We start from the raw sequence: 14,549 nt of genomic DNA, 5'->3' as shown, positions 1-14,549 counted from the left end.
TATTTAGTCTGTGTTAATCGGTACTTAAATATTCACGCAGTTTTATCCGTGAATTTCCGTGTAATCCGTCCTAAAGGAAATTAGTAAACGATTTATTCTGTGTTAATCTGTGTTTTTTCATGAACGTATCCTTTTTCACAAAGGTATTGGCTTAACTTCTTACTTCTTAACTACTAGAGAGATATTAATTCCGAAGCTTAAATATCTTAAAACAAATGTATGCACAAGAATCCCAATATTCCTTCCCACAGTTTCTGGCTATGTAAGTCCCAATGATTGGTATTGGTATAGTCCCTATTCGCTTCCTTAATTTTTTTCTTTTCCGACTTGGAATCTCCTAGCAGGACTTCCAGATATGCATATATCTTAGTTTTCTTTGCAGGGATAGTCAAAGGCATCCCACCTTTCCAAGGCAAGATGATATCTTTAAGTGAATCTTCATACATTCTCCAACAATTCATTACCGGTCGGTTGTCTGAATTAATAATTTGTTCCAGCAGATCCTCCAATTCTCCTGCAGCCTTATCATCCGGAAACAAAAATAGTTCAAATTCAACTCCTACTTTATTTTTCCATTCCAATAATTCTTTTCGTCGTTTCTCACAATCATCATCCGCATCGAAAATAACAAGATTAACACCTCCATCATCTGAATTTCTTTTCATCTGATTAGCGTACGTATTTCCTGTTTTTGCAGACAATAAGTTTGTATACCCTCCAGTAATAATGATGCTATCCTCTTTGACTTGTCCCCAATGATATCCAATCAGTTGCCTCAGAAAGCATTCGTCAGCAATTCCTTCTACAAAAATCCGATAATCTTCCTTCATCTTCTGATTTCTATTTCGTTATCAATGGCTTCTTTTAGTTCCTCATACGTATATTTATATGCCTGATGCCCTTTGTTTTTGGTTTTAGCAATATTATATACATGAACCAGTTCCTGAAAGGTTTCATTTTCCTGTATTGCATTTTTCAATCCCTGTATACAATCCAAGTTATGGGTCGTCACAAAAATTTGCATATTCCGCTGTTTTACAAAACTAAGAATTGTCTTCCACATACATTTGTGCGCGCTATAATGTAATCCATTGTCTATTTCGTCTATCAAAACGGTATGATAGTCCTCATTCGCTATAGTCGAAAGAATGTTAATCATGCGCCTGACACCATCTCCAGCCATACCGATAGGTAACAATTCCTGTACTTTTTCCATTTTCAGGAACAACCCATCCGGCAATGCCTCAATTGCCTCTATCTCTGGATCGAAATTGCGCAACGCGTCAACCACCTCCTGTTTCCTATTTCTTTTTACCAGTAAGGCAAAATTGGATGTAGCGTTATTATCATTTTTATCAGCAGAAATGAACAGGCAATTCATATCCTCTTGATAACCACTAGCTACCATTTGCTGCATATTTCCTACTGCATCTGTATATAATCTCGTATGATAAGTATATCCTTCTCCTTCGACAACGTCAAAATCCAAATCCAGCTGTTTAATGGTCGTTCTGGAAGACATTCCGCTTGAAGTAATATCAGCCACATCATTTGCCATTACAGGGACAAAAGTAAGTTTTCTAATCCCTTCTTTCATACCAGCCTCCAATACCGGCTTTTGTGTAAAATCCAAATTATGAAATAAATATCTGGCACTGTCCACGGTAGCCGTAGTCAATGTTCTCCAATAGTTAACCTTTGTCGGCATGAGTGGATTCGACATTCCTGATAACATAAACAGAGCCTCCAGTATTGAAGTTTTTCCTACATTATTCGCTCCAACGAAAACATTGACATTAGCAAAATCATTTATGAATAGATGGTCGAATCCTCTGAAATTGCTAATTAATATTTTATTATAACATTTACTCATAATAACACGGATTTATGATTGCAAAGATAATGAAAGGTTCGGCATAGTCAAATCCTGTTATCAAAAAGATAGTATAAGATTACCTAAAACCTTCAAGCCAGAACCTTCCTTTCACCACGGAGGACACGGGGGGCACAGAGGATTGTGTGAAGTGAAACGCAGATTGACGCAGATTATCACAGATTATTTAGTCTGTGTTAATCGGTACTTAAATACTCACGCAGTTTTATCCGTGAATTTCCGTGTAATCCGTCCTAAAGGAAATTAGTAAACGATTTATTCTGTGTTAATCTGTGTTTTGTTTCCCGGACTATAATGGTGCAAGCTGGAGATGATGAAGTGGCATTGGAACGGGTAGACCTTTCTTTTCGGTTTCGGCAACTTTGCAGAGATTGATTTTTTATAAATCGGTCATTGAGGGGAACCGGAATTCTGTGATTATGCTCGAAGAGATAGAAGCGCATTCGTACCCGCCATATATTTCCAAAGTGACAAACTGCATTCTGGATGATGAGAGTAACCAGTATTTCATTACGACTCATAGTCCGTATGTAGTGAATGATTTTTTGGAAAAAAAAGATAAGGATGTGGCGATATACCTTGTTGATTTACAAGATGGGAAAAACATTGTCCGCAAATTGTCAGACAATGAATTGGAAGAGGTTTACGATGACGGGATTGATTTGTTCTTTAACGGAGATATGTTCTTGAAATAACAGCTTAAACAATATGAATGACAATTGCATTATCCCTGAATGTTATATTGATACCAATCTGATTGAAACATTGGTTCCTCCCTCTCGTGGGTATAATCATCTTTTATAATTTACCACGGAGGACACGGGGGGGCACAGAGATTATATTTTTTTGTTTGCTTATTTGGAAACAAATAGCTACCTTTGCATTTGAAGTTAAATATGATGGAAGTAAAAAATATAAAAGTCATATTGAGTGAAGAAACTGAAAATTTTGTGAGGCTTCAACCTGTTAAAGCGTAGCAGAAGATTACTTATAACATTCGTAAACTGGAAAGTGGAGTAATGGATAATAATCTATTTAAGAAACTGGATAATTCCGAAATCTGGGAGTTGCGCACATTGTTTAGTGGTATATGCTACAGGTTGTTCGCTTTTTGGGATACAGAAACACTTGTTGTTGCCACACACGGAATCATAAAGAAAACGCAGAAAACCCCGCAAAAAGAAATACAACGGGCAGAAGAAATAAGAAAAGAATATTTTAACGATAAAAATAATGTATTATGACAAAAATGAAGTTTGCCCCTGCAGACAATCTGGTGGATGAAGTATGGGGGAAAGTAGGGACTCCCGAAAGAGATGTGATGGAAACGCAGCTCAAAGACGAGGTAGATGCTTACTTCGTAGGGGAAGCTATTAAGAACGCACGCCTGAAACAAAACCTCACACAAGAGGAACTTGGTGAACGTATAGGTGTGAAGCGTTCCCAGATAAGCAAACTGGAAAGCGGAAAATGCTCAATCACTCTTTCCACTATGCGAAAGGTATTCCGTGCTTTGGGAATAGCTACCGCCACATTGGACTTAGGCGTGGAAGGGAAAGTTGCTTTGTGGTAGAAATGAAAAATATAATTGCACTTATTCGCTGATCACCACTACTCCTTGCTCCGCTAACTGTCGGATGAGTGCTTCGGTGTCGGCCAGTGCTTCGGGGTAGGTGACGTTGTACTCCTCGTTGAGGCATTGGGCGAGGGCTTCGGTGGTGGCGATGCCTTCTTGTAATTTCCGGATGAGGAAGACGGCTGTTTCGTTGACCATCAGCATGTGGGAAAGATTGATCTGTTCGCCGCATCCGATGAGGATGTGTTCGCCGGCGATGGTACGGATGAGGTAGTCGGGGTGGATGGTTACTTTCATGTATGAATGTGGATTTTGAAAGAAAGGAAGAGGGTGTGTCAGAACTCGTAGAACCACTGATTACTTGTTTTTCAGATGACTGATTGAGATGAAAATGTCTGCATCTGTGTAATCGTGGCGAGTTGTGACACACCCTCTATTATGAAGAATTAGTAAACGTCGCAAATTACTTTTGCATTTTCCAATTTAAACTCGCGGACAGGAGCACCGGAGAGACTGCGGGTGGTTGAGGAAGATGAATAATTATCTCCTCCATTAGCATCCCATGCAGCTTTAAACTGAGTCAAGTCCATTATCAGGCCCAAAGAATAGAAATTATTATTTTGCGGAAAGTTTTTTGCATCACTAACCATTGTAGTTTGCAAAGCACCTATATCACTCTTCAACCAGTCAGAACTCGGACTACCAGGTTCTCCATCGGGATCATTCTCCTGAGTCCAATGTTTCACCAAAATATACACATTAACTTCAGATTGTCCGGCTACAGGTGTAAACAATTGGTTACCAGTTTTTGTATAATATCCATAACTTTGATAAGTAACAGAACCTGTACCATATTGGTTTTGAGAGAAAGGCAAATATTGTTGATTATCCAACTGACCGCCTTCAAACTTATCGCCATCACCGCTTGAATAATAACCATTAGGATAACTGTTTGTTGCCGTATTTGTCTCAATGTTATATTGATCCGGATAACATGATCCACCAATATAAATCTTAATATACCAATCGTCAGGCGAAGATCCCATTATTTTTTCAAATGTCTCCTCGGACATATTATAAGTAGTACTATTACCAAAATCGGATTTGGAATTTGAATCATAAAAAAGTCCCAATACATTAAAACCTGCACAAGCTCGAACTATGGTCAAGTCACCATTCTTCTGCAAATCGCTAATTTCTAAATTGCTCTCACTTCGATAAATCTCTTGGTTTACATTCTTATCTCTATAATAAAAATAATATTTATTATCGGGGTCACTAGCCCACTGTTCATTAGATATTTGACCTTTCTCCAATGCCCAATTATCAGACGACCAAGAGGAAAAATAGCATGTTTGGTTTGCATCTAGAGTGATAGATGTTTCTAAATATTCTCCATTACTATCTATTGGAGTAATAGTAGCTTTTCCATCTTCTTCTACTACCATGCGATAACGGAATCCTTTACATGTACCTCCCTCTGAGTTTGGGCAATTGTCATATACAGGAAGTTCCAAATAGTTGTCCGAATCAATGGCGTGAAGATAGATATAATCGGGATCATAATTTGAGTCAAAATCGTGATTATCCAAAACACCTCTTGTTTCAAGAGAGGGAGTAAGATTCGTTTCGATGTAATAAATACCCGGTTCTACAATTTTTATTGCATCTTCCTTATCTGTACAAGATGTTGTATTTAAACACAATCCTAAACAGACTGCCATAAAAGCTAATTTATTATTCAATTTACTGAAATATTCCATTTAAAACTAAGATTTAGCAAAACAAAATCAATAATTGACAACGTTCACATTTTATTAATCATTGGGAGCCTACACGACTCCACACTCCTGTCCTATCCGATCTGATTTCAGTCTGATTAAGCATAGTTCCTTTCTTAATATTCAAGCACGTAGCATAACTATTTGTCGTCACTGTCTGGCAGACCGCCTCACTGAAATTCCATTCGACCAGCTTTGCACTTGGTTTAGTGTATTCTTTCTTTTTCATATCCATTTTATTCTCTTTTTAAAGTCAAATATTCGATGCAAAAGTAAGGATTCATAATGAAAATCAGAAAGTTGGAGGGAAGGAATGAGTGTCAAATGGTCATGTTGATGTGTCAGAAAGTCAAAGGAGGGGGCACCACGGGGGACACGGAGTAGCACAGTTGGAAGAAAGAGGCATTTGTGACACTTGTGTGGTACAACAAAGAGGTAGGGGTGAAAGCTTATTTCGACCTTTTTGACTAAAAGATTTATTTCTGAATCATTTATCTTTCCAAAGACTCTCGTTTTTCCAATCGTCTGGAAAACCCATGGCCCGGACATCAATGGTCGGATAACGGCTCAAGAGAGCGTTGAATCTCGAAATAATTGAATGGTTGGGATTGATTGTATTCAGCAAGTATATAATCATGCTCAATATAAAATAGACCTGCGGTGTTCCGCTGGCCGGCAATTTGATGAAAGTATTGCGCGGAGAGCGTGGCATTAATGGACGGATGCTTAAAGTCTTGTTCCACAAGCGGCTGTGGTGTGCACAAATATTCCGCACATACACAACACTATGCAACCATGATGCGAAAACCTTATCAGCCAGTCCGAAATATGCAGCTATGGAACGCTTGATTTTTCCAGGCAAGAGATTTTCGTATAATATGGAAAGCGTTCCGAATGAGGTTATTTCCATTGTTATCCAGCTTGGCGGGAAATGGTTGGAATATTTCGACTTGAATGATTTGATGAATTCTTCATCGCTGCGGCTGTATTCGTTGTCAATTTTTGACAGTAACTTTGCATGGCGGACTGGGTTTGAGAAAAGCGAGGAATCTTCAAACCAGTACGAACCATACTGTAAAGAAAGGATATATGCTGTTTGTGTACGGACTGCAACCTCTATTTTTTCAATCTCTGCAATAATCAGTTTGCGGAGTTCACTGTCAAACTTATAGATGTTATAGGCCGTTTCAAATGTGCTACCCGGTTTGAAAATATGCTGTTGTTTGTCTGTCAGTAGAGGATACCAATAACCGCTCAAACGATAATAACTGATATTCTGTAACAGGTGCAGGGCTTTCGGTTCATCCTCGAAAACCATTCCTCTTTGTTTGAGCAGGTTTATCTGGTCTGTAAAGGATATGAGATGCTTGGGATAAGGTACCTTATTCGTTGTCATGGGTATATAAAAATAAAAAGCTCACCCTGAGCGCGCTGTTCTTACGGGAAGCGGGGTAAGCATGTTGTCGCAAAGATAACACATTTTTTCTGTCCGACAAAACTTTCATCTGCTTTTCTTTTTTATAATATATCCCTGTTACGTAAAGCCTACCACTTCGCCCGTTGGGCAGAGGGTGTCAAAACTAAAAGTGACTGACATTTTGTTATTCTTAGGCACGGATTACAGATGGTTGGACTTGGTATTCTGGAGGTAAGAGGTCTCTGTGGCACTCTGTGTAATCTGTGGTGCAATAAAAAGGTAGGGGAAGCTTATTTCGACCTTTTTGACTAAAAGATTTTGGTAGATTAGGATAGATGATGTACCTTTGTATACAAAGGTTATTTTAAAGTAGTATTCCAATAAATTATATCACAGGAAATATGACTATGCTATATCCGGTTGGTATTCAGAGCTTCAAAGAAATTCGCGAAGGCGGATATTTATATGTGGACAAGACTGCATTGATGTATAATCTTGTGTCCACAGGAAAATATTATTTTCTTAGCCGTCCTCGCAGGTTTGGCAAAAGTCTGTTGACTTCCACGCTGGAGGCATATTTTAAAGGTGAAAAAGAGCTTTTTAGAGGACTTGCCATTGAATCTTTTGAAAAGGACTGGACGGAATATCCTGTACTGCATATTGACTTCAGCGGAGTTGCCTACAAGGCTGAATCTGATCTTCAGAAGATATTGAATCAGGTTCTGACCGAATGGGAAGACAAATACGGAATAACTGCTCAGTCTGATCTTCCGGGACTCAGATTCAGACAGATTATTGATGCAGCATACGAAGTAACCGGACGTAAGGTAGTAGTGCTTATTGACGAGTATGGCAAACCGGTAGAAGACAATCTGACAAATGAAGAGTTAGGTGAAACCTATAGAACTGTACTTCAGGGGTTTTACAGCACCCTGAAAGTCAAGGATGAAAAAATTAAGTTTGCCTTTCTGACAGGCGTATCTAAAATAGGAAAAGTCAGTGTGTTCAGCGGAATGAACAATTTGAGGGACATATCCATGGTGCTTCAGTATGCAGAACTTTGTGGCATTTCTGAAACGGAACTACAGGAATACTTTGATGAAAGTATTGCGATAATGGCGAATGAGCATAAAATTTCAAAGGAAACCTGTTACAGGAAACTTAAAGAACAGTACGACGGGTACCGTTTCCATCCGGATAGTGAGGGGGTCTATAATCCATTTAGTCTTTTGAATGCTTTGCAGGACAGGGAATACGGAAACTATTGGTTTGAGACCGGTACACCTTCCATGCTTGTCAATGTGTTGAGAAAGACAACGTTTGACATTACGACTCTTGATAAGCAGGAAGTGATTGCATCGACTCTGAATGGGGCTGATTCTATCGTTGATAATCCGGTGCCACTTTTGTTTCAGACAGGTTACCTGACAATTAAGGGTTACGATTCGGATAGTAAACTATATACGCTTGGATATCCAAACGGAGAGGTTAAGGAAGGATTTCTTAATTCGCTGATCACCTATTATTTGCGGTCATCAAATCCTGAAGAGAGTAAAGCCAAAGTCCCGAAGATGCGTGCAGCGCTTATAAAAGGAAGACCTGAAGACTTTATGGACCATCTGGCTGCATTCTTCGCCAATATAAGTTATCAGATTCAAGGCGATACAGAGAAAAATTTTCAATATGCGATGTACATCATACTCGATTTAATCGGTATGGATGTGGAGGTTGAGCGTGCTACAAGCAACGGACGTATAGATTTAACTGTTCAGACGAAGGATTATATTTATATTATTGAATTGAAAATCAATTCTTCTGCTGAAAAAGCATTGCAACAAATTGAGGAAAAAGGGTATGCCAGTCCGTTCGCGACCAATCCGCGCAAACTGTATAAAATAGGAGTTAACTTTTCTACTATTACCCGTCGTATCGAAGACTGGAAAATCGTGGGATAAATGGAAAATGCCGCATGGTGCTGAGGGTGTGTCAAAACTAAAAGTGACTGCCATCTTGTTATTTTTAGGCACGGATTACGCGGAAAAACGCAGAGAAAGAAGAATAATCATCCGCGAAATTCCGTGTAATCCGTGCCTAAAGGAAAGCGGTTTCTTAATTTGACACACCTTCTGCCCAACGGGCGGGGTGGTAGGTTTTACATCGCTCTGTATATCAATACTTTATGGTTTCGCCTACCACCTCCCCCTTCGGGTACTCACCCCCTCTTAACTCCCCCGTTATCAGGGGAGGACAACCTTCCAGAAGGAGGAGAATTTCAGATACCTTTGTTTTTACACACTTTTGTTGGGGTGAGGCTCCCTATCTCTTCTTCCCATACAGCTTATCAATCAGATCCGTACGACCGATGCGGCGAAGCTCGTTGAGGATGTTTTTACGTTCTTCGGGTTTGTACCAGAAGAAGAACAGGCGCTGGGCCAGTTTCTCGCGTTGGGTGCGCGCGCTGAACACGGGTTCGAGGGTGTAAGGATGGTAGCCCGTATACCATGTTTCGGTAGAGACCGTCATGGGGGTGGGCGTGAAGTCCTGCACCTGCTCCAGTTGGAAGTTCAGACGGCGGGTGATGACGGCAAGCTCGGCCATATCTTCTTCCTTGCAGCCGGGGTGGCTGGAGATGAAATAGGGAATGAGCTGCTGGCGCAATCCTTCCTGGCGGTTGATGGCATCGAACTGCTTCTTGAAGGTTTCGAACTGGCTGAACGATGGTTTCCGCATGATGCGGAGCACACGGTCGGACGTATGTTCGGGTGCTACTTTCAGCCGGCCGCTGACATGGCGGGCAATAAGCTCGTGGGTATACTGACGGGTGCTGCGGTTGATTTCCGGGTCTTTGCTTTCGTGCAACAGCAGGTCGTAGCGTACGCCACTGCCGATGAACGACTTCTTGATGCCCGGCAGGGCGTCGACAGCATGGTAAATGTCGAGCAGCGGGCGGTGGTCAGTGTTCAGGTTGGGACAAACCTGCGGATGGATGCACGACGGACGCTTGCACTTGTGGCAGAGCTCGGGATTGTTGCCATGCATGCGGTACATGTTGGCACTGGGACCACCCAGGTCGCTGAGGTAGCCTTTGAAGTCGGGCAGTTGCATGATGGCCTTGACTTCGCGCAGGATGCTTTCCTTGGAGCGACTGACGATGAACTTGCCCTGATGGGCAGAGATGGTGCAGAAAGCACAGCCTCCGAAACAGCCCCGATGGATGTTGACCGAAAACTTGATCATGTCGTAGGCGGGGATGCGTTTTCCCTTGTACTTGGGATGCGGCAGCCGGGTATAGGGCAGATCGAACGAGTGGTCGAGTTCGGCTTCGGTAAGCGGCGGATAGGGCGGATTGACGACGACCGTCTGACGGCCTACTACCTGCAGGATGCGCGAAGCGGCGTACTTGTTGCTCTCTTCCTCGATGTGCCGGAAGTTGGCCGCCTGTTTCTTCTTGTCTTTCAGGCATTCTTCGTGAGAGAAGAGAAGGATGTCGTCTTCGTGCGAAACAGGATGGGCATCGAGGTAAGCCATCTGGGGAATGTCGGCAATACATTGCCGGAAGTGCGGACCGACGGTACATGGTTCGGTACCGGCTGCGGACAGCCGGCGGACAAGCTCGACAACAGGCTTTTCGCCCATGCCGTAGATAAGGGCATCGGCACCGCTGTCTACCAGAATGCTGGGCAGCACCTTGGCCTGCCAGTAGTCGTAGTGCGTGAGCCGGCGCATACTGGCTTCGATGCCTCCGAGTACGACGGGGACATCGGGATAGAGACGCTTCAGTATTTGGGTATAGACGATAGACGGATATTCGGGCCGCATGTCCGGACGGGCATCGGGAGTATAGGCATCGTCGCTGCGCAGACGCTTGTTGGCCGTATATTTGTTGACCATCGAGTCCATGCAGCCGGCACTGATGCCGAAAAACAGGCGAGGGCGTCCCAGCTTCTTGAAATCGCGCAGGTCGTCGCGCCAGTTGGGTTGGGGTACAATGGCTACCCGCAAGCCTTCGGCTTCGAGGATACGGCCAATGACAGCCGCACCGAACGAGGGGTGGTCTACATAAGCATCGCCGCTGAAAAGGATGACATCCAATTCGTCCCATCCACGGAGTTCCACTTCTTTTTTGGTAGTGGGCAACCAGTCTGTAAGCCGGTATTCTTTCATGGGCGGGGAGAGGGGATGAATTGTAAAGTCAGCTGTTCGCCGTTGTAGATTTCGCGGAAGCCGATCTGCTGCTCTGAAAGATATTCCTTCAGGTCGTTGAATGCCAGGGAATCATCCATGATGATTTCCAACTGCTCGCCTTCGGCTGCTTCGCATATCGCTTTCATGGCGGGGATGAGTGGACTGTAATGCCGTTGTCCGCAGGTATTGACTGTTTTCATTCTTCTTCGTCTTCTTCTGAGGGCATCTGGTTGGGAAGCCATTGGAGGTACAACTTGATGAGTTGCTGCAGACCAAATGCCTTCATATTGTTGTGGTAGATAACGTCGATGCACAGGTCGAGCAGGTCCTTGCTGTTCTCTTCCTGAGAAGCAATCAGGGAGCGGATGTTCAGTTTCAGTTTGTCGAGAACGGTTTCGTCGACAATGCCGTTGCTGTCAATCAGATGGCGGAAAAGACCGTATCTTTCGATCGTAGAGAGATTCTCGTCGGAAACCTCGATGCTGCGTGTCCCGCTGGGGTTGGCTTGTATGGTGTACATGGCTTTTGAGTTTTTAAGTTTTAAGTTTTAAGTTTTTGAGTTCTTAAGTTTTTGAGTTTCTGAGTTCTTGAGTTTTTGGTTTTTGAGTTTGTAAGTGATCGTTTTACTTTAACTTAAAAATTCATCAACTCATCAACTTAAAAACTTAAAAGCTCATTAACTCTTTCCGTATTTCGTTTGTGGCAAAGATAGAAGTTTTTTTTGATTATTCAAAAAACTTCAGTATGGATGCCATGATGCCTGCCCTGTCTGATTCGGAACGGATAGACTCGAAGGGGAATCCCATGACGAACGTCCGGTAATCGTTTCCTTTGTAGGCAACGGCCGAGGCGGTGCGGCTGTCGGTGTAGACCATGGCGGCAAAGGCGGATGCAGTGGGTTGGAGGCAGTCGGCCGAAGCGATGGGGCAGGTCGAACTGTTGGGGGCACTGGGAATGCTCAGGTTGCGGCCCAGGCCCTGAACGGAAATCGGATTGCCGCCGGGTTTGAACTGTCCGGCATATCTGTATTTCAATACATCCTGTGTGAATGTGCGTTCGCCTTGCGAGCTGTTCATGTCGCTGGCAACGTATGCACCGCTGACCAGCAGACGGCCGCCTGACTGGCAGTAGGAAGTGAGAGCCCGCTGCATGGGGGAGGAGAAAGTCTTATAATAGACATTGCGGGCAGGATTGCTGTCGCGGTCGTCTTTCTCCATGCCCAGGATATAGTCGACGATGGGATAATCTTCGAGGCTGACGTGTCCTTCTTCGACGGCTTCGTCGCTGCACGATACGAAGCTGTATCTGCCTGCGGCCTGTATGGCCTTGCCGTGGATGAAGGGATAGTCGAAACGGTTGCCTGCTATTTTTATTCCTTCCAGTTCGTCGCCGCTTTCGCCCAGGGTGGTGCCGGCATTCTTACGGTTGAAGTCCTGCTGGTAGCCGCAGAGGGAAATGTCGTAAAGGTAAGGTACGCCGATATCCTGTGTCAGGTCGAACCCTGCCTGCACATCGTTGCTGAGGACGGCAGGACCACTGATGCGGTCGAATCCGTTGACGATGAGCACCTGTTTTTCTTCGTGGCGGGCTTTGTAGACCGACAGAATTTCGGACGGAAAACTTTCACCGCCCCGGTTGACGGCAGTCACTTTGAAAGAATAGATGATGCCCGGTTCTATCTTCATGGTATAGGAGGGACTGCTGACGCGTACACCGTTGTCGAAACCGCCTCGTCCGATGCGTGTGTAGACAATGTATTCGTTCGGACTGGCTGTCGGTTCGGCAGGGTCTGCAACCGGTTTCCAGGTAAGCTCGACCGTATTCTTTTTCCGACCGAACTGAGCGGAAAAGCGGTTGACCGGCAGGGGCTGTACGACATAGGGGCGGTCGCGCTGGGTGCACAGATATTTCAGAATGGCTTTGTAGAGCGAGCGTCCGACGGTGAACTTGAAATGCGGGTCGTGTCCCAGCCGCATGTCGGCAAAGTTCTGGTGGGACAACAATTCGACAATGGTAGAGGGGACGACGGGGAGGCGGGTTTCGCTGTAGTTGCGGTTCCACATGCTGCGGCGTGTCCAGTCGACATTGAACGTAGAGCGGAGGTCGCGCTGGAGTTGGGAGAGCAGCAGGTCGGAGAGGTCGCGGGAAGCATAGCGGTCGGTACCGGCACCCAGTGGTTCGTCGACGGTACGGGCGGTATAGATGCCCAGGGTACCGATGATACAGTCCTCCTTGTTGACTCCGGCGTCGCTGTGGAGTGCCATGCTCATTTCGAACGGGATGCCCTTGCCCGGCTCATCGGGGTTGAAGACGGAACCACCGGACAGGTAGTTGATGGTGCGCGAACGGGCGTTGATGTCGTCGGCATAGTCGTTATCGGCTTCAGGGCGGCCGTAGACCTGTGCAGGCATGCCGGCCCATTGGGCAGCGTAACGGGCTCCTTCGAGGTAGCGGGGAAGTCCGCTGGTCTGCCCGCCCCGGGCTATGTTCCCCATTCCTCCTCCGAAGCGGACTGCATCGGCACAGACCACCCCGTTTTCCTGACTTTCGTTGCTCAGTACAACCATGCCGTAATCGTTGACTCCCTTATCGAATGAGAACGTGCCCAGATAAACCCAGGTACCGCCACCGATTTGCTGGTTGACTTTGAACTCGGTGACTCCACCGTTGTGAAAGACCAGGTATTTGGCATCGCTGACGCTCTCGGGCAAGGTCTGGTAGGATACGTATACGGCATATTCGCCGGTTTCGGGGATGTCGGGAATCCATTCGGCGAAGGCTTTTTCTTTTTTCTTTTCGGTGCGGGCAAAGCGGGCAGTGCCGTCGGTAAAGGGATTCTCTCCATCTTGGTAGACGATTTTCCGCCAGGCGAATCCGGGCAGGGAGGCATCGGCCCAGCGAGCTCTCCGACTTTTCTCTTCGAGGTAGATGGAACGCGTCCTTACGGGAGCACCGTCGTTGTCGACGATGACTTCGTGGGACTGTGTGTCGCGCTCGCGTGGCGTATAGACACAGGCTCCGGCGTTTTCGAGCATGGGGATGAGGTAGGGCAATACAAACGACTGGGTGAACTGGTCTTCGGTGGTGCAGAACAACCGGGGGCGTTGCCAGCCCCATTGGTTCTTGCTGTTGATGTAGTACTGACCGTGACTTTGCCAGATGGCGATATGACGTCCGGCAAGGCCGCGGGTGATGTCGTAAGGACGGGAAAGGCTACTGACCCACGGAGCAGTCTTGGATTCGAGGTTATGAAACAGGCGTTTCTTGTCTTTTTTCCCTTTGCGGTAGAAGTTGGGAATAAGGTCTTCGATGCTTCGTCCTTCAGCATACAGAGTAATGTCGAAGTAGTTCACCGGTCCGGGCAGAAGCTGACGGATGCTGCGGTAGATTCCGTCGGCGATTTCGGGGCGGAAGGGCTGGTTGGCAAAGCGGTCGCCAGCATAAATATGTATCTCTTTCCGGGAATAGTCGATGCGGAAACTGTCCAGGCGGCATGTGCCGAGACGGGTAGCCGAGCAGGTGTAGTTGTGGAAAAAATTCTGTAGCCGCTCTTCGACATTGCGTTCAATGTCTTGTGCGTGCAAGCTGGCGGCTGCCAGACAAAGAAGAAAAGAAAACGAGAATTTCTTCATCGGGAAAATTCTTGTAATAAAGTGACAGGAAAGAAGGATGTGTCAAAATGGGGAAGTATATTCA

General features: G+C 45.1%; 12 protein-coding genes and 1 pseudogene. 4 read left to right on the top strand and 9 right to left on the bottom strand.

Annotated features, from left to right (window positions below; translation table 11 throughout):
- Window positions 1–206: 206 nt before the first annotated feature.
- Both BQ5591_RS13795 and BQ5591_RS13790 read right to left on the bottom strand, forming a co-directional pair.
- Window positions 207–830 carry a DUF3226 domain-containing protein gene (locus BQ5591_RS13795; protein WP_071149788.1) on the bottom strand — a complete coding sequence of 208 codons (624 nt, stop codon included), beginning with the start codon at window positions 828–830 and terminating at the stop codon, window positions 207–209.
- Complete coding sequence (locus tag BQ5591_RS13790; protein ID WP_071149787.1) at window positions 827–1,873, bottom strand: AAA family ATPase; 1,047 nt, start codon at window positions 1,871–1,873, stop codon at window positions 827–829. Before BQ5591_RS13790 ends, BQ5591_RS13795 begins: the two co-directional genes overlap by 4 nt.
- A 344-nt stretch (window positions 1,874–2,217) precedes the next feature.
- Here BQ5591_RS13790 and BQ5591_RS13785 point away from each other — a divergent pair, with 344 nt between their 5' ends.
- From BQ5591_RS13785 to BQ5591_RS13775, 3 genes and pseudogenes are all read left to right on the top strand, one after another.
- Window positions 2,218–2,589 carry an ATP-binding protein gene (locus tag BQ5591_RS13785; RefSeq protein ID WP_113740884.1) on the top strand — a complete coding sequence of 124 codons (372 nt, stop codon included), beginning with the start codon at window positions 2,218–2,220 and terminating at the stop codon, window positions 2,587–2,589.
- Window positions 2,590–2,793: 204 nt separating this feature from the next.
- Window positions 2,794–3,138, top strand: a pseudogene (locus BQ5591_RS13780) (type II toxin-antitoxin system RelE/ParE family toxin).
- Window positions 3,135–3,467, top strand: coding sequence for a helix-turn-helix domain-containing protein (locus BQ5591_RS13775; RefSeq protein WP_071149785.1), 333 nt, complete (start codon window positions 3,135–3,137; stop codon window positions 3,465–3,467). The pseudogene BQ5591_RS13780 and the gene BQ5591_RS13775 overlap by 4 nt, the downstream one beginning before the upstream one ends.
- Window positions 3,468–3,488: 21 nt before the next feature.
- On the opposite strand, the gene BQ5591_RS13770 is transcribed toward BQ5591_RS13775, so the two are convergent.
- The 3 genes from BQ5591_RS13770 to BQ5591_RS13755 all read right to left on the bottom strand — a co-directional run bounded on the left by BQ5591_RS13770 (window position 3,489) and on the right by BQ5591_RS13755 (window position 6,647).
- On the bottom strand, window positions 3,489–3,767 hold the full coding sequence (locus BQ5591_RS13770) for a PqqD family protein (RefSeq protein WP_071149784.1): 279 nt from the start codon (window positions 3,765–3,767) through the stop codon (window positions 3,489–3,491).
- 149 nt (window positions 3,768–3,916) lie between these two features.
- A complete protein-coding gene (locus BQ5591_RS13765; protein WP_071149783.1) occupies window positions 3,917–5,233 on the bottom strand; it encodes a hypothetical protein in 1,317 nt (438 codons plus the stop codon).
- 505 nt (window positions 5,234–5,738) lie between these two features.
- Window positions 5,739–6,647, bottom strand: coding sequence for an Abi family protein (locus BQ5591_RS13755; protein WP_022163458.1), 909 nt, complete (start codon window positions 6,645–6,647; stop codon window positions 5,739–5,741).
- Window positions 6,648–7,069: 422 nt separating this feature from the next.
- Between BQ5591_RS13755 and BQ5591_RS13750 the strand changes: the two genes are divergently transcribed.
- Window positions 7,070–8,623, top strand: coding sequence for an ATP-binding protein (locus BQ5591_RS13750; RefSeq protein WP_071149781.1), 1,554 nt, complete (start codon window positions 7,070–7,072; stop codon window positions 8,621–8,623).
- 361 nt (window positions 8,624–8,984) lie between these two features.
- On the opposite strand, the gene BQ5591_RS13745 is transcribed toward BQ5591_RS13750, so the two are convergent.
- The 4 genes from BQ5591_RS13745 to BQ5591_RS13730 form a co-directional block, all read right to left on the bottom strand.
- Window positions 8,985–10,832: a YgiQ family radical SAM protein gene (locus BQ5591_RS13745; RefSeq protein ID WP_071149780.1), complete on the bottom strand. Its 1,848-nt coding sequence runs from the start codon at window positions 10,830–10,832 to the stop codon at window positions 8,985–8,987.
- Window positions 10,829–11,053, bottom strand: coding sequence for a sulfurtransferase TusA family protein (locus tag BQ5591_RS13740; RefSeq protein WP_022163454.1), 225 nt, complete (start codon window positions 11,051–11,053; stop codon window positions 10,829–10,831). The genes BQ5591_RS13745 and BQ5591_RS13740 overlap by 4 nt, the downstream gene beginning before the upstream one ends.
- A complete protein-coding gene (locus tag BQ5591_RS13735) occupies window positions 11,050–11,373 on the bottom strand; it encodes a hypothetical protein (RefSeq protein WP_071149779.1) in 324 nt (107 codons plus the stop codon). The genes BQ5591_RS13740 and BQ5591_RS13735 overlap by 4 nt, the downstream gene beginning before the upstream one ends.
- Before the next feature lie 205 nt (window positions 11,374–11,578).
- Window positions 11,579–14,485, bottom strand: coding sequence for a golvesin C-terminal-like domain-containing protein (locus tag BQ5591_RS13730; RefSeq protein ID WP_071149778.1), 2,907 nt, complete (start codon window positions 14,483–14,485; stop codon window positions 11,579–11,581).
- Window positions 14,486–14,549: the final 64 nt, after the last annotated feature.

Origin of the sequence: Bacteroides ndongoniae (assembly GCF_900108345.1) — a bacterium.
GTDB classification, from domain to species: domain Bacteria; phylum Bacteroidota; class Bacteroidia; order Bacteroidales; family Bacteroidaceae; genus Bacteroides; species Bacteroides ndongoniae.
This window is presented reverse-complemented; position numbering and strand designations above follow the sequence as displayed.

Excerpts from the sequence above, each read along its gene's own strand:
- BQ5591_RS13745 (WP_071149780.1), bottom strand. The coding sequence starts at position 10,832 with ATGAAAGAATACCGGCTTACAGACTGGTTGCCCACTACCAAAAAAGAA.
- BQ5591_RS13790 (WP_071149787.1), bottom strand. The coding sequence starts at position 1,873 with ATGAGTAAATGTTATAATAAAATATTAATTAGCAATTTCAGAGGATTC.
- BQ5591_RS13740 (WP_022163454.1), bottom strand. The coding sequence starts at position 11,053 with ATGAAAACAGTCAATACCTGCGGACAACGGCATTACAGTCCACTCATC.
- BQ5591_RS13730 (WP_071149778.1), bottom strand. The coding sequence starts at position 14,485 with ATGAAGAAATTCTCGTTTTCTTTTCTTCTTTGTCTGGCAGCCGCCAGC.
- BQ5591_RS13755 (WP_022163458.1), bottom strand. The coding sequence starts at position 6,647 with ATGACAACGAATAAGGTACCTTATCCCAAGCATCTCATATCCTTTACA.
- BQ5591_RS13765 (WP_071149783.1), bottom strand. The coding sequence starts at position 5,233 with ATGGAATATTTCAGTAAATTGAATAATAAATTAGCTTTTATGGCAGTC.
- BQ5591_RS13795 (WP_071149788.1), bottom strand. The coding sequence starts at position 830 with ATGAAGGAAGATTATCGGATTTTTGTAGAAGGAATTGCTGACGAATGC.
- BQ5591_RS13735 (WP_071149779.1), bottom strand. The coding sequence starts at position 11,373 with ATGTACACCATACAAGCCAACCCCAGCGGGACACGCAGCATCGAGGTT.
- BQ5591_RS13750 (WP_071149781.1), top strand. The coding sequence starts at position 7,070 with ATGACTATGCTATATCCGGTTGGTATTCAGAGCTTCAAAGAAATTCGC.
- BQ5591_RS13775 (WP_071149785.1), top strand. The coding sequence starts at position 3,135 with ATGACAAAAATGAAGTTTGCCCCTGCAGACAATCTGGTGGATGAAGTA.
- BQ5591_RS13770 (WP_071149784.1), bottom strand. The coding sequence starts at position 3,767 with ATGAAAGTAACCATCCACCCCGACTACCTCATCCGTACCATCGCCGGC.